This is a genomic window from Marinobacterium sp. NO-S09, assembly GCF_059179545.1.
On record NZ_CP168954.1, the window covers coordinates 3,606,263 to 3,627,036 of the forward strand.

The window sequence follows — 20,774 nt, forward strand, 5'->3', positions numbered from 1 at the left end:
TGAATCAGGCACGGGAGCGGCACTATGTCCGATGTGTCCATAAGCGCCAAGGCGGCGTATTTTGCCAAGGTGCGGCATCACAACTATCTGGCCAGCCTGCGTCTTGAGGGCTTCCCGCTTGGCGAGGAGCTGGCGGCCTGCGAAGATCTATCACGCTCACGTGTGATCGCCCGCTATGCACAAAAGGCACCTGACACGGCTGAGACTCATGCAGGTGACCCTTACTGCTACCCGGATTCACACCTGCTGATCAACCGTCTCAATATCGACAACGCCGACACACTGGAGGCCGCCGAGCAGGCGCTGACAAGCCTGGCTGCAGACCGCATCGAGTTCTGTCCGCCGCCCTATGATCTGGCCTTCATGTGCCAGTTGCACCGGCAGCTGTTCGCCGACCTGTTCACCTGGGCGGGAAAACTGCGCACGACCGATATTGCCAAGGGCAACACCCTGTTTTGTACCGTGCCGCGCATCCATCCGGAGGGAGACCGTTTTTGCTCGGCACTGGCCGATAAACACTGGCTGACAGAACACTCGCGGGATCAGTTGATTGAGGCTCTGGCTGAAGCCTGTGGCGATCTGAACATGGTGCACCCGTTTCGGGAGGGGAATGGCCGCACGCTGAGGCTCTGGTGCGACTTTGTCATCATTAACGCCGGCTTTGAGGTGGACTGGGAGCCGGTGGACCGCGAGGTATGGATGCAGGCCAGTATCGATGCCGCGCTGTGCGAGTTTGAGACCATGCAGGCGGTGTTCAACACCTGCATAGGCTCCCGTTTATCGTCCAACTGACCTTCATTCCAAGGCCTGTTACTACGACTCAGTTGCTTCCGGCCAGTTTCTGTCGATAGTACTCCGCCATTTTGGCATTACCCTGACGCTCGTAAATCGACACCAGCGTCGACAGCAGGCTGGTATCCGCCGGATAGCGCTCCAGCCCCTTCTCCAGCACTTCAATGGCTTGAGGTGCCTGACCGTTGGAGTTCAGGGCCACCGCGTATACGTACAGATAACGTGCTGATGATCCCTCGGCTTCGGCCGCCATCCTCAAGTACTTCAGTGCCTCCGGCATGTTCTTTTCACGCACATAGGACAGACCCATGGCATGGTGAATCACTGCCGGCTGGGGCGCTTTGGCCAGGCCTTCCTGCAGTACTTCTCGCACGGCAGATTCATCCCCTTGCTGGCGGTTCAACTCGGAGAGGTTAATAAATGCCGGAGTAAAATAGGGCGACATTTCGATGGCACGGCGGTAATAACGCTCGGCTGCATCACGCATACCCTGCTGCTGATAGAAGTTGGCCAGGTTGGTCAGGGACTCAGGGCGGTCCGCATTGAACTGGTTGGAGTGTACAAACACATCCAGCCCTTCTTCATACTTCTCTTTAACGCGTGCCGGCAAACGCTCCATCGACAATCCCACCATGGATTGGGCTGCCAGCCCACGTGTCACGCGACTGTCGTCATACAACAGCGGCACCGTAAACACCTGACGGTACTGCGCCGGGATCTCCTCTGCGGCGGATGCCAGCGCCAGACCCATCAGTGGCTCATCACTTTGCGCCACCATTTGCAGCAACTGTGCCGACTCCTGTGACAGGTACTGCGGCATCAGTGTGACGGCAGTAGCACGTACAATTTCAGGCTGGGTTTTATCCATAATCAAGCGCGACAGCAGCGGCTCTCCCTGAGGAATGCCACTCTGCCCGGCCGCCAATGCCCAGGCGTAGTGATCGTTTTCCGGCTTGCCAAAATGTTGTTCCAGCTTATCCGCGGCCCAGTTCGCATCCTGATCGTCGTGACAGGCGGTGCAGATGTTGGGCACGCTAAGGCTGGCAGAAAGGTCCGGCCTGGGCACACGGAAACTGTGATCATTACGCGCATCCACGCCCATGAAATTTTTCTCGGGCATGTGACAGCTGACACAACTGGCGCCTTCAGACTCCGGCTCATGCATGTGATGCGATTTCTGTGCAAACTTGGCCGGAGAATGGCACTGCGCACACACTTGATCGCCGTCCGCTTTCAGCTCCAGGCTGTGCGGGTTATGACAATCGGAGCAGGTCACACCGGCCTGATACATTTTGCTCTGTAGGAAAGAGCCGTAGACATACACCTCGCCATCAACCTGGCCATCTACATGGTACAGCGGCTCTCTGAGCAAACTCAGGTGGAAGTTGTCGCCAAAGGGCTGCCCCGGTTTGGCATTGGGGTGTGCAGTGGATCGGCGTGAGTGACAGGCGGCACAGGTTTCCAGCTCTTTTTGTGTGGTGCGCGGCTCGCTCCGCTTGGCGATGCCCGTTTCCAGGTTCATGCTCCAGGCAACGCCTTTGCGCTCATCAAAGGCCAGACTAAACCCCTTGTGTTCGCCCCAGTGGTAGGAAGCTGCTGTGCCTTTTGCTTCGGCCTCAGCCCAGCGGACATGTTCTGAAGCAGGACCATGGCAGGCTTCGCAGCTGACATCGATTTCACTCCAGGTGGTGTCGTAGCTGTCGGTATTGGAGTTGTAGTTTTTCTGCAGATTGGTGGAGTGACAATCGGCGCACATGAAGTTCCAGTTGTGGTTCAGACCGGTCCAGTGCAGCTCGTCGTCATGGCGAATCGGCTCATCCGGATAGAGGTGATACCAGCGTTGGCCCCCTTCTTCCTTGCTGCGCGTATCCCACACAATATTGAGTGCCTGCAAGCGGCCACCGGGAAATTTGATCAGGTACTGCTGCAGCGGATAGACGCCAAAGGCATAAGCAATGGGATACTCCGTCAGCTGGCCATCAGGCCCATCGGTTTTGACAAAGAACCTGTCATCCATGCGGTAAAACTCGGACTCAACACCGAAATAGTCAAAGCGGGCATTGTTGAAATCGCCCAATACGGTTTCAGGCGTGGCGTCCTGCATGGCCAGGTCATGATGTGACCCTTGCCAATCCCGGTATTCACTCTGGTGGCATTGCACGCACTCTTGGCCGCCGACATATTTGGCCTGATCAGGTTCATTCTCTTGTGCATATCCCGATGCGGTAAACAGGAATAGCAGGGTCGACAGAAGTATTTTTATTATTGCTCTAGTGTTCATCAACGGTCTTATCAGTGCGCCACACTGGGCATAGTGTTTTTATAATGTGAAACGGGCCTGACCCCGAAAGGCCAAGCCCGTTTATATACCCTCAATATAAATTATCGACTCATCGCTTGCGAGCTGATCCGTTTGCTTAGGTTTTCACCCGAATCAACAAAAAGCTGCCAAACGGGTGTTACGCCCCTGCCTTGATAGCGCGTTTTGCCGTTATCAGTTTCATCAGCTTGTTGCCGAACAGGGAAAGTGCCAGCAAGCAAAGAATCAAAATGGTGACAGGACGGTCCAGCACATAGCTCAGCTCACCACCACTGATCTGGTAAGTATGCAGCAATGAACTTTCAGCCATGCTGCCCAGCAGGATGCCGATCACCGCAGCCGGTACTGAATAGTTGTAGCGACGGAACAGCCAGCCAATGACGGCAAAGACCAGCACTGTCATCGGCCCTGCGATATTGCCGGTCAGACCAAAGGAGCCGAAGACTGCCAGCGCCAGTACCGACGGAATCAGGTAACGCATGGGCACCTTCACCACGTTGGCCAGCATGGGCAGGAACATCAGCGCCAGCGCCATCAGCAGAATCACCTGACCGAAATTGGCGAAGATAATGGCGTATACCACATCGGTTTCTTCACGAATAAACTGGGGGCCACCGGTGATGTTATGCATGGCAAAGGCTGCCAGCATGACTGCTGTAGCACCGCCACCGGGAATACCCAGCGCCAGCAGAGTGGCCATGGAACCAGCCTCTGATGTGCTGTTGGCCGATTCAGATGCCACTACACCCTTGGGGTTACCCTCACCGAAACTTTCAGGGTTGGCGTCACGGCGTTTGGTTTCAATGTAAGACAGCAGGTTGGAAACAGACGACCCAACCCCCGGTACGGCACCCACAAAGACACCAATAACACTGCCTCGCAGCAGAACAGTCGGGTAGCGGAACGCCTGGAAGAAGCCTTTCACGATCAGGCGTATGTTCACTTTACGGGCAGCTTCGTTTTCCACCAGATACGGCGTGTTCACCAGGCGCAGCAACTCGGAGGCGGCAAACATGCCCATCATGGCCGGAATGACCGGCACACCGTCGAGCAGGTATTCATTGCCCAGAGTGCCACGCAGCATGCCGGCTTCACTGAAGCCGATGGTGCCCACCAGCAAACCGACCATACCGGCGATCAGGCCCTTGACCATATGGGTGCCGCTGAGGCTGGCAATCAGTGTCATGCCCCAGAGAATCACGGCAAACATCTCGGCCGGGCCAAGTTTCAATACCAGCCCGGAAATCGGCTGGATCAGCGCAAAAAGGATCAGGTATCCCAGCAACACACCAAAGCTTGAGGAGCCTAACGCCAGCCCCAACGCCTGGTTGTGTTCACCCTTGCGCGCCATGGGGTAGCCATCAAAGGCGGTCGCAATCGCCGAAGAGGTACCGGGAATGTTCATCAGGATAGCGGGTACACCACTACCGAAAGAGCCGCCGGTAAAGATGGCGGTCAGAAACAGCATCGCCTGCATGAAGTCCATATACAGGGTCATGGGCAGGAAGATCGCCATGGCCATGGAGATCTGCAAGCCGGGTACGGCACCGAAAATCAGGCCGATCAGGATACCGGGTACCACCACCAGCCAGGGGGTGGCACTGGAGAAGAGCAGACTGAGAGCATCAGCCGCTGCGGCAAAATCGATCATCATCTGTCTCCTGAATCAGTAATCGGTTGGCAACAGGGCCATCGGCATGGGGTACGGCAACATGTTGGCGAAGAACAGCGCCACCAGAAAACCGAAACAGAGGCTGTAGCCCAGCACCCACACCCAACGGCGTTCGCCCTGCAGCAACAGGAAACCGGCCACAAAGAGCACCGTGCCCAGATCAAACCCCAGCCATTCCAGGGCCAGCACGTAGGCAGCAAAAAGCCCCATCACCGGCAAGATGCTGGCAACAGGTTCGCGATTCCGATGATCGTCGGTTACGCCCTTTTTCAGCTGCGTGAACAGATCCAGCAAGCAGAGCAGCAGGACGATAGCCGCGATAGGGACAATCAGGATCAGGTTTTCGGCACTGGCCGAGGCTTTCCAGGCATCCAGCAGATACCAAATGGTAAAACCCGCCAACCCCGCCAGAACACCAAGGTCGGCGAGCATTTTTCTGTGCAGTGTCATAGTGAAGGTCTCGTTTCAGCAGAGCATCTACTCTGAGAGGTCAACTCGAAGCTCAGATCCGTCTGAAGCGTGATCAGAGCAACTGAAGCCCCGCGTTTCCTAGTGCGCGCAGAGACACGGGGCGCCCGGCCAGTCCGGGCTACTTCAGTTGTAGAGGTTCAACCAAGCTTGAGGGCTCAAGCTCAGTCGTTCAGCAAGTGGGCGTACTTCTTGAAGGTCTCGTAGTTCTGCTTCATCAGCGCGTCAGCCTTTTCCGGGCCAACCCAAACACCACCAATATCGCTCTTGTTGAGGAAGCTCTGAACTTCCTTGCTGGCCAGAGTGTTCTGGATAGCCGTGCTAAGCTTCTGGTAGCGCTCCGGGTGCTTCTGTTTGAACTCGGTGCTGACCGCAAAGCCACGCATGGAGCCCGGCAGTACAGCCACTTCGGTGTTCATCGGCTTGAGCGCTTCATTGATGGTCGGCGCATCCCACTTGTTGCTGCGCTCTTCACTGACGATGGCCAACGGACGCAGGAACTCGCGAATACCTTCACTGCCCTGGGCACTGATGGAGATCAGGTCAACCTGACCACCGGCCACGGCAGAACGGGCCTTGCCACCGCTGTTGTAGGTCACCAGCGCCAGGTTCTCCTGCGGAATGTTGTTCACATCCAGCAGCAGGCGCAGCATCAGGTGGCCAGCAGAGCCCTGTACTACAGAAGCACGAACCTTGTTCGGTTCATTGCGGATGGTTTCGAGCACTTCCTGCAGGCTCTGGTAGGGTGACTCCTTGTTCACCGCAATCAGATCCATGTCGAACCACTGGAAGTTCAGGTAGCTGAAGTCTTCAATGGTATAGCTGGCGTTGCCTTTCAGGATGGTATTGCTGAGGTACGGCGCAAAGGTCGATGCGAACACGGTGTAACCATCACCCGGACGGTTCAGCACATAGTTGGCCGCAATCTGGGTACCGGCGCCCTTCTTGTTGATGACCTTGATCGGCTCACCCAGCTCGTCCGCCAGGAAGCTGGACATGGCACGAGTCATACGATCAGCGCTGCCACCCACACCAAAACCGACTACGAAGTTGACCGGCTTATTGGGGTAATCGCTGGCATAGGCAGTGGTGGAAGTCATCACGGCGGTGGAAGCCGTTGCAATCGTCGCGGAAGCGAGTAGCGTATTGGCCGCCAGCAGTTTGCGCAGCTTTTTCATCAGCATGAGGAGATCCTCTTCTTATAGTTTTAGATTAGCGTTAGTGCATTATTCGAACAGGCAATCTAACGCCCCAAACTGTCATGAAGCTTGCACACGCCAACTTGGTTAATGCAGGAGACCCGAATGCGGATTCTAATCATCGAAGACAACCCGACGCTGGCCGGTGGCCTTAAGCAGGTGCTGGTTCAAGCCGGTTTTGCCGTCGATACACTGGCCGATGGTGCTCAGGGCCAGGCACTGCTGCGCCAACAACTCTATGACCTTCTACTGCTGGACCTGGGCCTGCCCGGTGTAGACGGTCGCAGTATTCTCAAGCAATTGCGCCAGCAGGGCCAGGACCTGCCAGTACTGATCATCTCGGCACGCGACCAGCTGGACCAGCGCATCGAAGGACTGGACCTGGGCGCCGATGACTACCTGTGCAAACCCTTCGAGCTGGAAGAAGTACTGGCACGGGTACGCGCCCTGCTCCGACGCAGTCAGCAACAGGCCAACAACCTGATCCGCCATGGCACCCTTGAGCTGGATACCCGCGCCCAGGCCCTGAGCCTGGATGGCGTGCCCGTGGACCTGCACCGCCGCGAGCTGGCGGTGCTGGAATATCTGCTCGCCAACACCGGCCGGGTGGTCAGCAAGGAGCAGATCGCCGAACGTATCAGCTCCTTCGATGATGATGTCAGCTCAACCGCAATCGAGACCTATGTTTCGCGCCTGCGCAAGAAGCTGAAAGGCGCGCTGACGCTGAAGACCATTCGCGGACTGGGTTACCTGCTGGAGGCGGACGGGTCGGATGCTGGCCGTTAATTTCAATTCGATCCGCGTCCGGCTGATATTGGGCCTGGCGCTGCCGATGATTGCGATTGGCCTGGGCGCCCTGCTGCTGACCTCCTCTCTGTTATCGGTACAGGCCAACAAGGTGTTTGATCGCATGCTGCTGGGCGCGGCACACAGCATCGAGCAACGGCTGGAGATCCGTGACGGTCAGGCGATGCTGGATATGCCCTACTTCACCCTTGATACCATGGAGTCGGCCTCCTCCGAGAAGATTTTCTACCGGGTTGAGCGGGTAGATGGCGAACTGTTGGCCGGGTTCAATGGCTTGCCAATGCCTGACACCCGCGATAAAAGCCCGCAGTATTACAACACCCTGTTTGCCGGCAATGACCTGCGTGCCGTGTTCATTCAGATCCCCGGCACCAGCCCCAGCTCAAGCGTGTATATTCTGGTGGCGGAGAGCCTGCACGGGCGTGACCAGTTCACCTTCGATATCCTCAATGTGCTCACCATCATGGCGCTGCTGACCATGATACTCACCATGATTACCGCCATGCTGGCCGTGCGCCGAGGCCTGTTACCGCTGAAACACCTGAGTGAATCAATCAAACACAGCGCCGAGCAGGAACTGAAGCCGCTGCACAGCCAGGTACCGCCGGAGGTCCAGCCACTGGTCGACAGCATCAACTACCTGATTCAACGGGTACGTGACAACATCGAGCATATTCAATACTTCAACGCCGATGTATCGCATCAACTGCGCACCCCGCTAGCCGAGATCAAGACCCTGTCGGAACTGGCCCAGAAAGAGTTGGTGTCCGGTGCCGCCGCCCCAGACTCACGCGCCCCGTCTCAGCTGGCACGGTTTGAGCAGATCGAACAGATCACTGATTTTCTCAGCCGCACCACTCAGCAACTGCTTTCCTATGCAAAAACGCGGCAGAGCCTGATGGATCAGCAGATGCTGCAACCGCTGGAGCTGGGTGCATTCTGCCGCGAGCTGGTCATGCAGCAGGCCCCGCGTATCTATCAGCGCGGTGGCGAGATCGAGTTTATCTGTGACCAGGATTCACCGGTTTGGGTACTGGCTGACAAGCTGATGCTGACCGGAGCCCTGACCAATCTGATCGACAATGCCCTGATCTATGGCCTTAAAGACGGCATGCCGAGTCTGATTACCGTGATTGTCAGACGCGACAGTCAGGAGGGTTGGCTCTGCGTGCAGGATGAAGGGCCGGGCATTGAAGACAGTCAACTGGCCTCGGTGACCGACCGCTTCGTACGGCTGGACCAGCAAACACCGGGCACCGGGCTTGGGCTGGCGATTGTGCGTCAGGTCTGTGATATCCATCAGGCGCGGTTACAGCTTCGCAACCGGGAAGCCGGCGGGCTGGAAGTGTGTATTCGCCTGCCACTGGAAACCGATACTGCAGATGAGACACCCGCAGAGTAACAACTGTTATTCCACCTTCGCCACAGCCTTGGCAGGCGCATGCTGCGCAAAGAACTGCAGCATATCCTCAAACACGGGGCGTCGATCACGCAGCATCCAGGTCAGGCTGGCCAGTATGCCAACGTGATCAAGCTCCGGATAAATTTGTGTGTTCACCTGCCCCGAACGCGCCCTGATTCGCTCGCTGAGCAAGTCGATGTTGCGCCGCCACACCAGTGTATCTTTCCCTCCCCAAAGCAACAGCATGGGCGGCTCGTCACCGTCAATATGGGTAGTGGTCTGCATCTGTGGATAACGCTCGGGCGGGCCGAAGATGTCGATCAAATCATCCTCATCCGGAACAAAATCATAGGGACCGGCCAGACCGGCAAAGGCGCGAACAATCCCGATTGATTTGCCTTGCGCCTGGAGGTAACGCTCATCAGCAGCCAGCAGGGAAGCAATGTGGGCACCGGAAGAGTGGCCCGCTATAAAGAGCTGCTCGGGGTCACCGCCAAAACGATGAATATGCTCATGCACCCAGGCAACCGCCCGTGCACCATCGTGTACAAACGCGGGAAAGCGAACCTGTGGATACTTGCGATAGTCGGCAATTACGGTGACATAACCCCGGTCCGCAAATGCCTTGCCCACGAAGGGATACATGGACTTGTCGCCATCGGTCCAGCGGCCGCCATGGAAAAACACCAGCACCGGGGCCGCAGAACCAACGCCGGTCGGTCGGTAAATATCCAGCCGGTGCAGCTGTTCAGGCCCATAAGCCTGATCCTTCACCACATCAGGGCCAGCGACCCTGGCCGGCAGGTTGGCCAGCCCCAACCCCAACTGGGTACACCCGGTAAGCAGAATAGCCCCCAGAGAAAAGAAAACCGCTTTCATGTTCATCCCTGCACTACAGAATTGATATATGCCTCTACTCTATATACAGACATTTGGTTTTGTCGCGGCTTAGTTAAAAGTGTAGTGGCCAACCGACATCAGACCCTATATCGTCATCGCTATGGTGGACGAGACAGGGCGAGAAATGCCACCTGTAAAGCTGAAACCCCATCCATTAGAGAGTGCAGCACTGAATGTTTGGCAAGAAAGATGATTGGCAGAGCAAATACAAGGCACTGGTGCGTGAAACCGAGCAGTACGAAACACAGGCCACCACCGCCGTTGCCCAATTACGCAGCCTCGCCATGCAGCTGGATCTGGCCACTCACGGCCAGTCACCGGAACTGGATGCTCTTCTCAACAAACTGAAGGCCGAGCTTGATGCAGGCCGCCTTGAGCCCGTTCAGGGCCTGCTGCGCAAAACCGAGAAGCAGGTCCGCAAGCTGGAAGGGCCCCGTGCAAAACTGGTCGAATCCCTGCTGAAGCAATTAAAGGAGTGGTCCGGCCTGCTGCTGTTACAGGACAGCGAGAGCTCGCATAGCGACGCTTTAAACAACATCAGACAAAAACTCGAATCGGAAGAAGCCGACCTTCACCAGCTGCCCAACATCGTCTCGAGCTTACTGGGTGTACAAAAAAAGCTGAGCCCTGCAGCCGTGACAAAAGACAGCGCTGAGGACCTCTCCCAATTAAGTGATGTGATCAGCGCACGCCTGGCAACACGCATGCTGGAACTGCTCCAGCAGCTGAATGTGCCCCCCCAACATGCTGAGCGCGCACATGGTCTGATCAAACGTCTTGAAAAAGCGCCTGACGCCGAGACACTGGAATACTGCCTGAAAGACATGTCGGATCTGGTACGCAGCAGTGGCGGCAATCTGGAAGCCGATATCCAGACCTACCTGCTGAACCTGAACGACCAGCTGGCGTATCTGCGCAGCTTCGTGGATAGCACCGATACGCTGGAGATGAAACAGCGAAAGCGCAACAACCTGCTTGATCAAACTGTCCGCCAGGATGTCAGCAATATTCACAATACGGTGCAGAATATCCATGATATCAACGAGCTGAAGCAATCTGTCAGTACCCAGTTGGCTGATATCATTCGTGCCATGAACCAGCACAAGGCCAGCGAAGACGAACATGTCAAAGCGTTGAAGGAAGAGAAAAGTGCGCTTCTGTCACGGCTAACGGAAATGGAACAAAGAGCAGACTCGTTCCGCCAGCGTGCCGAAGACGCCCATATGAAATCCAGAACCGACCCGCTGACCGGCCTTCCCAACCGACTCGCCTATGATCAGAAATTTGCCGAAGAGATAGAACGTTTCCAGCGCTACGGCACAGCATTCTCCCTTTGTGTGGGGGACCTTGATCACTTCAAGACCATCAACGATCAATACGGGCACCTGGCCGGAGACAAGGTATTGCGCCTGACAGCCAAGGTACTGCTGAATAACCTTCGAACTGTGGATTTTGTCGCCCGATTCGGCGGTGAAGAATTTGTCATCCTGCTACCCTCCACCACTGGCGACAATACGCAGCAGGCTGCCGAAAAAATCCGTCAGGCCATAGAACAGAGCCCATTCAACTTCCAGGGCCAACCGGTCAGTGTCACCATTTCCCTTGGCGCAGCCGAGATACGGGAGGGGGATACCGCCGAAACCCTGTTTCACCGGGCCGATGAAGCGGTATACGACGCCAAGCGTGCTGGTCGCAACTGTGTTCGCTTTGGTAGTTAATGCTTACACACTTGCAGACCAGCTATATCACCGGCATGAACCGACTTACGCGAGCATGAACTCCGCAAAGAAAGCACTCAGCTCATCATGCGCTGTCAGCGGCAGAATGTTGGCGATGTGCTGATCCGGACGTACCACGACCATACAGCCCTGTTCACGGTCGATACCACGCATGTCAAAAATATCCTCAGCCTCATCGGCTGCGAACACCTTTTCGTAATCGCGCAGGCCTAGCTTACCCTTCACCGGCCAGAGGTAATCCGGCATCTCTTCGATCGCCAGCCCTTGCTGCTGGAATACCGTGTACACATCGATCACCGAGTCTATATCGGCACCTGCAGGCGTATACCTCTTCACAGGCGACTGATCGGCCTGCTCCAGAAACTCGACCAGCTTGCGTACATCGGAGTTGCCATCCAGCGGGCTCTGCTTGTTGCCGAACACGAAGATGCGCCAGCGGCCATCGGCTTTAACCAGGTGGCCCAGATGCACCGGACAACCATCGGCCAGACGCACGGCTTCAGCCGAGTGAAAACGCTGACCGATAGGATAGCCGGTCGCCAGACTCTGGTTTTCCTGGCCGGTAGCGATGTAGGACGCATCGTAGCCAATGGACGTACCGGCGATGAAACCGTTCTGGCGGGCGATGAATTTCTCGATATCCGCGGTGGTGGTTTTCGGTTTACTGTCATCCTTGTTGGCGGTGGGCTTGGTCGCCACCAGCGCCGACATCTGACGGTCAGCATCAATCAACATCTGTGCCACCTTCCGACGCTCGGTAGCATAGGTCTGGAGCAGTTTAGGGTCGCTTTTGCCCTGTAGCACCGCGGCCAGTTTCCAGCCCAGGTTAAAGGTATCCGGCAATGAGGTGTTCAGGCCCCAGCCACCTTTGGGACTGTGGGTATGACAGGCATCACCGGCAACAAAGGCACGCGGGATCAGTCCATCCGGATTGTCCACCGGGGTATCATCAAAACGCTCGGCTACACGCTGGCCCACTTCATAAATTGACCACCAGGCCACTTCCTTCACATCAACCTTGTAGGGATGCATGATCGTCTGCGCCTTGGCGATAATATCGTCTGCGGTCAGGTCAAGAGTGGAGGCACGCTGGTCCTTGTCGAGCAGATCCAGCTCCACGTACATACGCGCCAGATAACCGCCTTCACGCGGAATCAGCATGACCGCACCGTTTTCACTGGACTGGATAAAGCTCTTTACACGCACATCGGGGTAATCAGTGACCAGCAGCACATCCATCACGCCCCAGGCCTTGTTGGCGGAGTCGCCTTCCAGCGCAATATTCAGGTTCCGGCGAACGGCACTGCGGGCACCGTCACAGCCCACGACATATCGGGCCTTGATGGTTTCCACCCTGGCTGACTGCTCATCATTGCGTTCAAAGGTCGCGGTAATCGGATAAGCACTCAGGTCCTGTGTCAGGCTCGGGTCAACGTCCAGCTCCAACAGGCGACGGCCGTAATGAGGCACCAGGTGCGTCACGGACTTTTCCATGCCATCCAGCAGAATTTCATGCAGACGGGCCTGGTTTACAACACCGTGCACAAACTCGGACAGGCCCAAGCGTGCATCCGGCACCTTGTGCGTACGCTTGATATTGGCCGGGTTCTCGGTATCCGGCTCCCAGAAGGCATTCTGACGCAGCTGGTAGCACTCTTTCGCCAGCATCTCGCTGCTGTTGAACGCTTCCATGATTTCCATAGTGCGGCAGGAAATACCATCGGCCTGACCAAACAGCATGGGCCCCGGTTTCTGTTCAACGATGCAGGTTTTGATATCGGCAAACTCCGACAACTGCCGTGCCATCGCCAGCCCTGCAGGGCCACAACCTACAATCAGCACATCTACCTCTTTGGGCAGGTCCTGCATGGGGGGAGTCGCGTAAGGCTCACGGGCCGCATCAGGAATTTCATAGTTACCAGGTTTGAAGCCATTCAGGTGATACTGCATCGCCCTATCCTCTTATCGTTATTGGCGGCCTACTCTCATGTGGAAAGTACGCCTCTGATCTCTGTTGATGCGCCAAGACTAAGTGAATACAGAAAAACAGTTGTCACCCGAAAATGGGGACAAAGTTCCAAAACCCTGATTGAAGGCATCAGCCAAGGGCACTGTGCCTTTGCCGCCCGCACGCGTATCATTTTCCAATACTCAGGCCCCAACAACATCTCTTCACATACTCGGGGCTTCATCCACAAGGAGTTAATATGACACTTCCGGCCATGATCGAATTCCCGGCACAGGGCACCACCGAGTACCTGTTTATCTTTGCCCACGGCGTTGGCAGCAATAAGGAAGACCTGGCCCCGCTGGGCGAAGCCTTTAACCAGGCCATTCCGGGTGCCTGCTGCCTGGTAGTCGACGGTTTTGATCCCTTCGACGGCCCCTTCGGCGGACGCCAGTGGTTTTCGCTGCAGAACATCACTGAAGAAAGCCGCCCCCAGCGTGTTGCTGAAGCTCTACCCCGCTTTATCGAGATGGTTGAAGCGCTGCAGGTACGCGAAGGCGTATCACCTGAGCACACCATACTGGTCGGTTTCTCACAGGGCACCATCATGTCGCTGGAAGCAATCAAGGCACAGGACGGCCTGGCCGGGCTGGTACTGGGCTTCTCGGGCCGCTATGCCGAACTGCCGGAACAGGCGCCAACCAAAACCAGCATCCACCTGCTGCATGGTGAAGACGACGATGTGATTCTGATCGACCACGCACGTGCCGCCTATGAGCGACTGACCAGCCTGGGCGCCAAGGTTACGCTGGATACAGAACCGGGTGTTGCGCATCAGATCACCCAGTATCTGCTGCAGTGCTCAGCCAACCGTGCGGCTGAGAGTTTGGGGCTTGTTTGAGGTTTAAGATTTGAAGGTTGAGGTTGATGAACCTGCAACAACTGACATCACACCTGGAGGGAGCGATATGAACGCTCCCTCACTCAATGGTGCTGAGCATTCAGTCATTCCTGCATCCAAAGCCCGGCAGCTGCGCTGGCTGCTGGTGCTTGCGTCTTTGCTATTTGTCGTGGGCATCAGCTTGCCCATGATCACACTCAGCAAGTTCTGGATTATTCAGAATTCGATGTCGGTCCTCACAGGTGTACTGGAGCTGTTTCGCAATGGCCAGCTAGTGCTGGGCGCTGTCGTTGCAGGCTTCAGTATCCTGCTGCCGATTCTGAAAATCGGCGTGCTGTTCAAACTTTGCTCTCCCGGCCTGACCGACAGCCCCATAATCCAGCGCTACCTTCACCTGATGCACAGCTATGGCCGCTGGGCCATGCTGGATGTTCTGGTGGTGGCTGTTCTGATCGTCACCGTCAAACTCGGCGCCATCGCCAGTATCGAAGTGCACTCAGGGCTCTATGCCTTCGGCGCGTCAGTGCTGATGATCATGCTCATTACCAGCCGGGTGGTACGCTTGACCCGTTCAGATTGAGCAGGCCAGGGCGCGCCGTTTGGCTTTAACTATCGCACTTAATAAACGACATTGAACGTGCCCAAGCGTCATCAGCATCAAAATTCTGCATCAGCGGTTCACCGGTTACGCCCATCCCGTGGGCGATCATATAACCGGGAAAGTAGGACGGCGGCTGAGCCGATACGAGAAAGGAGCAAAGTTCTCCTTTGCGGGTCGGGTTCTTATCCAGGGCTTCAATACTGGAAAACACAGCATGCTTTTCCGTTTCCGGTAAAGATCCAAACTCTTTTCCAAAGAGTGCAGTCAACGCACCATGCGATGTGTTATCCACAACGCGTTGGGTATCAAAATGTGCATAGGCACTGGCCACCATAATGAGTTCAGCAGCCTGGTTATAGTTGGACTGGTCAGCGCACTCTCTGGCGCCTGCTGCTATATCCGCTGCCGAGCTTTTGGGCCCAACGGTGGTAGCACTGACGCAAGCAAGCGGGTTGGTGGCGGCAAGGTTTCCTGCTTGCTCATAATTGGTGACCTGGTTGCTGTGTGCAGAACCCGCAACCGCAGAGAGAGATAAGACCAGTAAGCGCTTTTTCATTGTGTATCGTCCTTGATCGTCCAAAGTGGGGGACTTTTAATCGGTGGATAGCCTTAAACCCCGAATAAGCAGGCTCGGCTTATGTAGCAAGAAGAGAACAACATGACATCACAGCTATTCTCTTCCATTGAAAATGAGCATGCATAGTATTGCAGAGCCGCGCGCACTGTTATCACGTGGCCGTTTAAAGCGCATGGATACTGGACTAAACACCTTGTTTTTTCCAGTGCTATCAAGGAATTTTCCATACGAAAACGCCCTCGGCTCAACGAGCAGGGGGCGTTGGTAAATTCTCTGAAGGCATCCCTTCTAAACCTTGAGCACACTACGGGCCATGTTGCGGCCAGAATAAGACAACCGGGTCAGCTCACTGGGAATCTCTACACGCAGCTCCGGCGAAGGCATACCGATCAGCTCTCCCTGGGAGAAGCTGATACCCAATCGCAGCACTTCCATCTGCACGGCGGGTGAATGCACATATTCGGCCACGGTTTCGATTTTCATGCTGCGAGCCAACCCGACGATACCACGGGCGACGCGGCGTGAGTTGGGATCCTTGTCCAGGTTTCGGATCAGGCTGCCATCAATCTTGATGAAATCCACCTGCAGCTGCAGCAGATGCTCAAAGTTGGAGTAACCGGTGCCGAAGTCATCAATGGCAATACGGCAGCCACGCTGTTTTACTTCCTGAACAAAGGCTCGCACCTTTTCGTAATTTTCGATATTGGCGGTCTCCAGCAATTCGAAAATCACCTGCCGCCCCACACCTGTTTCATCCAGGCGCTGCAGAATGAAGGCTTTCAGCTCATCCTGCAGCAGGTCCGAATAGGACAGGTTAATGGAGAACTGGGTGCCGGTATCAGCAAAGCGGGTAAAACACTTTTCCACCATCACACGGGTTATGTGTCCCTCCAGACGCAGCTTGCCGGCCACGCCCAGAAAGTTGCCCGGCCCGATCACTTCGCCATCATTATGATCCAGCATGCGAACCAGGCACTCGTATTTGTCGATTCGTCCCGTGGTGTTATTCAGGATAGGCTGATACCAGGCCACCAGGCCTTCTGCATCCAGTGCATCCCGAAGTTTGCCGGCCCATTTCTGGTTATGCTCGAACTCCTGTTCCAGGGACTCAGAGCCATCGTAGACACGGCAGTGCAGACCACGTTTGCGTGCTTCGCGCAGTGCTTCGCGCGCATGGATATACAGGCTGTGTTCCTGAGGCGTCTCTAACCAGGGTACGACTGCGCCGATCGTAGCGCTCAAGCCAATTTCGTGATTTTGCCACACCACCGGACTGCGCCGTACACATGCCAGCATCTCTTCCAGCTGCTGTTCAACAATGACCGGACGACGCCTGGGCAGTGATACAGCAAATTCATCCCCTCCCACTCGATACAGACGTGCGCGGCTATGATCCGTGCCGGACAGGAAAGATTCCAGCCGCAGCGCCACCTCCTTCAAGATCAGGTCGCCACAACCATCACCAAACAGACTGTTAACCTCACGAAAGCGATCCAGGTTCAGTAGCACCAGGGTGACAGAGCTGTTTTTTTCCAGATCACGCATCAACTGCAGACGGTTAGGCAAACCGGTCAACTTGTCGGTGCAGGAGGCACGCAGGTTATGCAATGCCGGCACCAATCGCCAAAGACCCAGCAGAGTTAGCAAGCCAATTACAGCCCCCAGATACATCAGATAGTTCAAGTGTTCGGAGGCCAGTGCATCAAGCGGGGCCTCGACATCTGCCAGAGGCACAGCAACCGAGAAGCGTAAGCCGTTCGCCGTTGGCGCATAGTAGAGTTCAGCCGGTGGCTCGGTACCTTCAAGTGTCTGGTGCTCAAAACCGGTCAGAAAAATCGTCATGGGTGTCAGGGCTGCCGCCTTGCCCATGAGCAGTTCCGCCTTGTCACTTTCAGGGTAGGCCGGAGAAAAACGCTGTCCCAGACTGTCGGTTAGCCAATACAGCGTCCCGGGTGTCGATTCGACCCCCTGTGCCAGCGCCAGCGCCGCACTGGCTTCCCAATCCAGGGTTACCAGACCACTCAACTGGCCATTCTCTGAAACCAGTGGCTGTACCAGTGTCATTACGCGGGTCTGCGTCTCTGGGTGACGGTGCACAGGGCTCCACCAGACACTGCCGGACCTGGCTTGCTCCGAAAACGATTCTGGCAAATGCTGCAGCCAAACCGGTGTGTAAGCCGACCTACGGGAACGAGTCTGATTGCCGTCCTTGAACAGCGCCAATTGCGCCTGCTGGACCGGCCAGCCGGAAAAGTAGGCGGCACCCACCAGGTCCTGGCTGCCCTGTAAAAGCTGCGTCAATCCTGTCTCGGCACTGCTTGAAGAAGGCCGGGAAGTGCTGAAAAGACTGTTAGCCTGCTGCTCCAACTGCATGACACGTTCATTAATACGCTCAAGTGCGGTATCAAAACGATAAAGACGTTGCTCATCCAGCTGACTTGAAAGCGCTGACTGTGTGCTGCGAACAGAAACTTGGGTGTAGGTCCAGAATGCCAGCCAGGAGAATAATGCCAGCAACACGATACTGGTTAAAACCGTTCTCTTGGAACTGGTGTCCAAATATCTCGTATGTTTCATACGAACAGGCCTCCTGCCTGAAGGGCGGTCGCCCTGGGGGAATCAGTAATACAGGTGTTTAATTATGCCTAACATGCAGATTCTGCTGTTGATCCTTGTCAGCTGTAACACCAGTTGGCCAACTTTATGCAATTCATCTCATACATTCCACCGTAGCTGCAACTTTTGAGCCTCATCCTTTAGCACAGCAGTAAGTGACGCTTTCCAATTGGCCGCAAAAGAGCGGGAATGATACATTCGCACTGCAGCATCGGCCGTGCCCTTGCACCAGACCGATCCCTTTTGCCTCGCCTGCTCTGGCAGCAGGCCAATTCAGAGGACGACCGGCATTGGACGCTATTCACCCTGTTGCGGAACTGGTGGGTATCATCTTTACCCTGCTTCTGGTCGCATTAAGCGTCTACCAGCTGTCGCGCTACACCGGTTTGCCCTTTACTGTTCTGCTGGTACTGACCGGCATCGGTATCAGTCTGGCAAGCGGCCCCTTTCCGGTACTGGAGAAAGTGGAAGACGCGCTGCACATTTCACCTGACCTCATCCTGTTCGTTTTCCTTCCGGCACTGATATTCGAGTCAAGCTACAACCTGGATGCACGCCAGTTGCGTCGTAATTCGGTGCAGGTATTGGCGCTGGCCATTCCCGGGCTGCTGCTATCCACTGGCCTCATCGGTGTCATCGTCTGGCAGGCGCTGGATATCGAGCTGGTCGCCGCCCTGCTGATCGGTGCCATTCTCAGCGCCACCGACCCTGTTGCCGTCATTGCCCTGTTCCGTCAAATTGGCGCTCCGGGCCGGCTATCGACCCTGATTGAAGGGGAAAGCCTGTTTAATGATGCAACGGCGCTGGTGCTCTCCAAGATCCTGCTGGCCGTGCTGGCCACCGGTGTTTTTTCCAGCCAGACCCTTGGCAGCAGCATCATCGATTTCTTCGTTCTCTTTGCCGGTGGATTACTCTTCGGCGTGGTTGTGGGGTACCTCAGCGGTGAGCTGATCGGCTGGCTGGACTCTGAGCCCATTGTCGAGATCGGTCTGACTATCGTGCTGGCCTACCTGGCGTTCCTGACCGCCGAAGAGGTCCTTCATGTCAGCGGCATTATGGCCACCCTCGGCGCCGGGCTAACCCTGGGTACCTGGGGGCGCTTACGCATTGCCAGCCCGGCACGGGATTATCTGGAACAGTTCTGGGAAGTGCTTGCCTTTGCCGCCAATGCAATGCTGTTCCTGCTGCTGGGCATGCAGGTCAATTTGCCCGAGTTGGCTTCATCCTGGGACCTGCTGCTGTGGGTGATCCTGGCCATGCTGGTATCGCGCGCCCTGGTGATATTCGGGCTACTGCCCCTGTTTGACCGGCTGCCTGGCGTCGAGCCAGTGGGGCGCGGCTATCGCTTTATCATGTTCTGGGGCGGCCTGCGCGGTGCCATCGCGCTGGCTATCGTCCTCAGCTTGCCAGACTACCCGTTCAAGGATCTGTTCATCGCGCTGGTCACCGGGGCTGTACTCTTCACCCTGCTGGTGCAGGGCCTGACCATCAAACCGGCCATGCGTGTGCTGAAACTCGACCAGCCGCCCCTGGCGGACCAGCTGGCATTGCTGGAGCGTGACCTGGTTGCCCATCAACGTGCGCTCCAACGCCTGCCAACACTGCAAAAAGGTGGCCTCTTCTCCAGCCGTGTCGCACACCGTATCAGCCTGCGTAGTCATCAGGCCATTCGTCAAACGCAGGCGAAAATCAGCGAGCTGAGACACCAGCAGCTCTCTCGGGAACAGGAGTTCAACCTGTTTTTCCTGCGTGCACTGGCTGAAGAAAAGGCCTTTTACAACGATATGTTCGACAACGGACACCTTAGCGAGAGCACCACGCGTCGCCTGCTGAGCATTCTGGACCAACAAACGGACAGCCTGCGCTATGATCACTCCCTGCACCGAGTAAACAGCCACCGCAACTATGAATTCATAGAACACTGGCTATTCAGGCTGGTAGGCGATAACTGGCTATTGCACCGGTTTGTCGAGCGGGTGCGGATTGAACACATCGGGCATTATTACGAGCTGGCCTGGGGACACTTTCAGGGCAGTAATCAGGTTATACATTCAATCGAACGGCTGGCAGAGCTGGAATCCACACCTGCAGACATTGTTCAACAGGTGCTGGACCAATACCGGCACTGGAACCGGCTTTCGATGGAAAAGCTGCACCGTCTCAATCACGACTTCCCCGAATTCGCGCTGCTGACACAGGAGCGGCTGGGACTGCGTACCGTGCTGCTGGCTGAGCTGGAAACCACCCGTGAGCAACAGCGCCTGGGCACCCTGCCCAAAGGAGTGGCCGAAGCACTCGAAATTCGGATTAACCGCCGTTTGAAGGCCCTGAGAGGCCAACCCATTCAAACCTTCCATGACGACCCGGTGAAACTGCTGGCACGGGTACCGCTTTTTGCCCAACTGCCTTCGCGTTTATTGCGCCTGATTGCTCAGCAGTGTGAAGCTATCACGCTGGAAAAACATGAGCAGTTAATCCACGAAGGGCACCTGAACAAGCACCTGTACATTGTCAGCCGCGGCAGCATCCGCTTGCAACAACACAGCGATGGTGAGGAGCAACGCCTCAGTACCTTGATTGCCGGCGACTCCTTTGGCGAATCCGCCCTGATGGGCGAGGGTCTTCCGGATATTTCCGTGGTCGCACAAACCCCGACCCGGTTATATGCGCTGAGCCGCTCACACCTGAAGCAGCTGATGGATGAGCATGCAGAGTTAAAACAACAGCTTACAGACAGCGAGGCCTTGCAAAAACAGCTACATGACCACTCGGAACGGCACTGAAGCCGCCGTATACTTGTAGCTGTTCTGAGGAGTGATTGCCAAACATTCA

General features: G+C 56.0%; 15 protein-coding genes. 7 read left to right on the plus strand and 8 right to left on the minus strand.

Going from position 1 to position 20,774, the window contains the following annotated elements:
- Positions 1–24 precede the first annotated feature (24 nt).
- A complete protein-coding gene (locus O3C79_RS16635) occupies positions 25–792 on the plus strand; it encodes a YhfG family protein (protein WP_494384009.1) in 768 nt (255 codons plus the stop codon).
- Positions 793–820: 28 nt separating this feature from the next.
- Here O3C79_RS16635 and O3C79_RS16640 read toward each other — a convergent pair whose 3' ends face one another.
- The 4 genes from O3C79_RS16640 to O3C79_RS16655 all read right to left on the minus strand — a co-directional run bounded on the left by O3C79_RS16640 (position 821) and on the right by O3C79_RS16655 (position 6,436).
- Positions 821–3,073 carry a multiheme c-type cytochrome gene (locus O3C79_RS16640; protein ID WP_494384010.1) on the minus strand — a complete coding sequence of 751 codons (2,253 nt, stop codon included), beginning with the start codon at positions 3,071–3,073 and terminating at the stop codon, positions 821–823.
- Between the two features lie 178 nt (positions 3,074–3,251).
- A complete protein-coding gene (locus O3C79_RS16645; protein WP_494385804.1) occupies positions 3,252–4,763 on the minus strand; it encodes a tripartite tricarboxylate transporter permease in 1,512 nt (503 codons plus the stop codon).
- Positions 4,764–4,778: 15 nt separating this feature from the next.
- A complete protein-coding gene (locus O3C79_RS16650) occupies positions 4,779–5,234 on the minus strand; it encodes a tripartite tricarboxylate transporter TctB family protein (RefSeq protein WP_494384011.1) in 456 nt (151 codons plus the stop codon).
- A gap of 182 nt (positions 5,235–5,416) precedes the next feature.
- Positions 5,417–6,436 (minus strand): Bug family tripartite tricarboxylate transporter substrate binding protein, encoded by a 1,020-nt coding sequence (locus O3C79_RS16655; protein ID WP_076460698.1) that lies wholly within the window; start codon positions 6,434–6,436, stop codon positions 5,417–5,419.
- Positions 6,437–6,556: 120 nt separating this feature from the next.
- Between O3C79_RS16655 and O3C79_RS16660 the strand changes: the two genes are divergently transcribed.
- Both O3C79_RS16660 and O3C79_RS16665 read left to right on the plus strand, forming a co-directional pair.
- Entirely contained in the window at positions 6,557–7,237 is a 681-nt protein-coding gene (locus tag O3C79_RS16660; protein WP_494384012.1) for a response regulator, read from the plus strand.
- The gene (locus O3C79_RS16665; protein WP_494384013.1) at positions 7,224–8,660 is read left to right on the plus strand and encodes a sensor histidine kinase; all 1,437 of its coding nucleotides are present in this window, start codon (positions 7,224–7,226) and stop codon (positions 8,658–8,660) included. The genes O3C79_RS16660 and O3C79_RS16665 overlap by 14 nt, the downstream gene beginning before the upstream one ends.
- 6 nt (positions 8,661–8,666) lie before the next feature.
- Here O3C79_RS16665 and O3C79_RS16670 read toward each other — a convergent pair whose 3' ends face one another.
- Positions 8,667–9,539: an alpha/beta hydrolase gene (locus O3C79_RS16670; protein ID WP_494384014.1), complete on the minus strand. Its 873-nt coding sequence runs from the start codon at positions 9,537–9,539 to the stop codon at positions 8,667–8,669.
- A 194-nt stretch (positions 9,540–9,733) separates the two neighbouring features.
- On the opposite strand from O3C79_RS16670, the gene O3C79_RS16675 reads away from it, so the two are divergent.
- On the plus strand, positions 9,734–11,278 hold the full coding sequence (locus O3C79_RS16675) for a GGDEF domain-containing protein (RefSeq protein ID WP_494384015.1): 1,545 nt from the start codon (positions 9,734–9,736) through the stop codon (positions 11,276–11,278).
- Between the two features lie 45 nt (positions 11,279–11,323).
- Here the strand turns inward: O3C79_RS16675 and O3C79_RS16680 are convergent, their stop codons facing one another.
- On the minus strand, positions 11,324–13,249 hold the full coding sequence (locus O3C79_RS16680) for an FAD-dependent monooxygenase (protein ID WP_494384016.1): 1,926 nt from the start codon (positions 13,247–13,249) through the stop codon (positions 11,324–11,326).
- Positions 13,250–13,506: 257 nt separating this feature from the next.
- Between O3C79_RS16680 and ypfH the strand changes: the two genes are divergently transcribed.
- Both ypfH and O3C79_RS16690 read left to right on the plus strand, forming a co-directional pair.
- Positions 13,507–14,148 carry an esterase gene (gene ypfH, locus O3C79_RS16685; protein ID WP_010322100.1) on the plus strand — a complete coding sequence of 214 codons (642 nt, stop codon included), beginning with the start codon at positions 13,507–13,509 and terminating at the stop codon, positions 14,146–14,148.
- A 67-nt stretch (positions 14,149–14,215) separates the two neighbouring features.
- Positions 14,216–14,728: a paraquat-inducible protein A gene (locus tag O3C79_RS16690; RefSeq protein WP_494384017.1), complete on the plus strand. Its 513-nt coding sequence runs from the start codon at positions 14,216–14,218 to the stop codon at positions 14,726–14,728.
- 25 nt (positions 14,729–14,753) lie between these two features.
- Here O3C79_RS16690 and O3C79_RS16695 read toward each other — a convergent pair whose 3' ends face one another.
- Both O3C79_RS16695 and O3C79_RS16700 read right to left on the minus strand, forming a co-directional pair.
- Entirely contained in the window at positions 14,754–15,305 is a 552-nt protein-coding gene (locus tag O3C79_RS16695; RefSeq protein ID WP_494384018.1) for a hypothetical protein, read from the minus strand.
- 309 nt (positions 15,306–15,614) lie between these two features.
- On the minus strand, positions 15,615–17,903 hold the full coding sequence (locus tag O3C79_RS16700) for an EAL domain-containing protein (RefSeq protein ID WP_494384019.1): 2,289 nt from the start codon (positions 17,901–17,903) through the stop codon (positions 15,615–15,617).
- Positions 17,904–18,232: 329 nt separating this feature from the next.
- Here O3C79_RS16700 and O3C79_RS16705 point away from each other — a divergent pair, with 329 nt between their 5' ends.
- Positions 18,233–20,725 carry a cation:proton antiporter gene (locus O3C79_RS16705; protein ID WP_494384020.1) on the plus strand — a complete coding sequence of 831 codons (2,493 nt, stop codon included), beginning with the start codon at positions 18,233–18,235 and terminating at the stop codon, positions 20,723–20,725.
- The last annotated feature ends 49 nt before the right edge of the window (positions 20,726–20,774 follow it).

Excerpts from the sequence above, each read along its gene's own strand:
- O3C79_RS16635 (WP_494384009.1), top strand. The coding sequence starts at position 25 with ATGTCCGATGTGTCCATAAGCGCCAAGGCGGCGTATTTTGCCAAGGTG.
- O3C79_RS16640 (WP_494384010.1), bottom strand. The coding sequence starts at position 3,073 with ATGAACACTAGAGCAATAATAAAAATACTTCTGTCGACCCTGCTATTC.
- O3C79_RS16645 (WP_494385804.1), bottom strand. The coding sequence starts at position 4,763 with ATGATCGATTTTGCCGCAGCGGCTGATGCTCTCAGTCTGCTCTTCTCC.
- O3C79_RS16650 (WP_494384011.1), bottom strand. The coding sequence starts at position 5,234 with ATGACACTGCACAGAAAAATGCTCGCCGACCTTGGTGTTCTGGCGGGG.
- O3C79_RS16655 (WP_076460698.1), bottom strand. The coding sequence starts at position 6,436 with ATGCTGATGAAAAAGCTGCGCAAACTGCTGGCGGCCAATACGCTACTC.
- O3C79_RS16660 (WP_494384012.1), top strand. The coding sequence starts at position 6,557 with ATGCGGATTCTAATCATCGAAGACAACCCGACGCTGGCCGGTGGCCTT.
- O3C79_RS16665 (WP_494384013.1), top strand. The coding sequence starts at position 7,224 with ATGCTGGCCGTTAATTTCAATTCGATCCGCGTCCGGCTGATATTGGGC.
- O3C79_RS16670 (WP_494384014.1), bottom strand. The coding sequence starts at position 9,539 with ATGAAAGCGGTTTTCTTTTCTCTGGGGGCTATTCTGCTTACCGGGTGT.
- O3C79_RS16675 (WP_494384015.1), top strand. The coding sequence starts at position 9,734 with ATGTTTGGCAAGAAAGATGATTGGCAGAGCAAATACAAGGCACTGGTG.
- O3C79_RS16680 (WP_494384016.1), bottom strand. The coding sequence starts at position 13,249 with ATGCAGTATCACCTGAATGGCTTCAAACCTGGTAACTATGAAATTCCT.
- ypfH (WP_010322100.1), top strand. The coding sequence starts at position 13,507 with ATGACACTTCCGGCCATGATCGAATTCCCGGCACAGGGCACCACCGAG.
- O3C79_RS16690 (WP_494384017.1), top strand. The coding sequence starts at position 14,216 with ATGAACGCTCCCTCACTCAATGGTGCTGAGCATTCAGTCATTCCTGCA.
- O3C79_RS16695 (WP_494384018.1), bottom strand. The coding sequence starts at position 15,305 with ATGAAAAAGCGCTTACTGGTCTTATCTCTCTCTGCGGTTGCGGGTTCT.
- O3C79_RS16700 (WP_494384019.1), bottom strand. The coding sequence starts at position 17,903 with ATGAAACATACGAGATATTTGGACACCAGTTCCAAGAGAACGGTTTTA.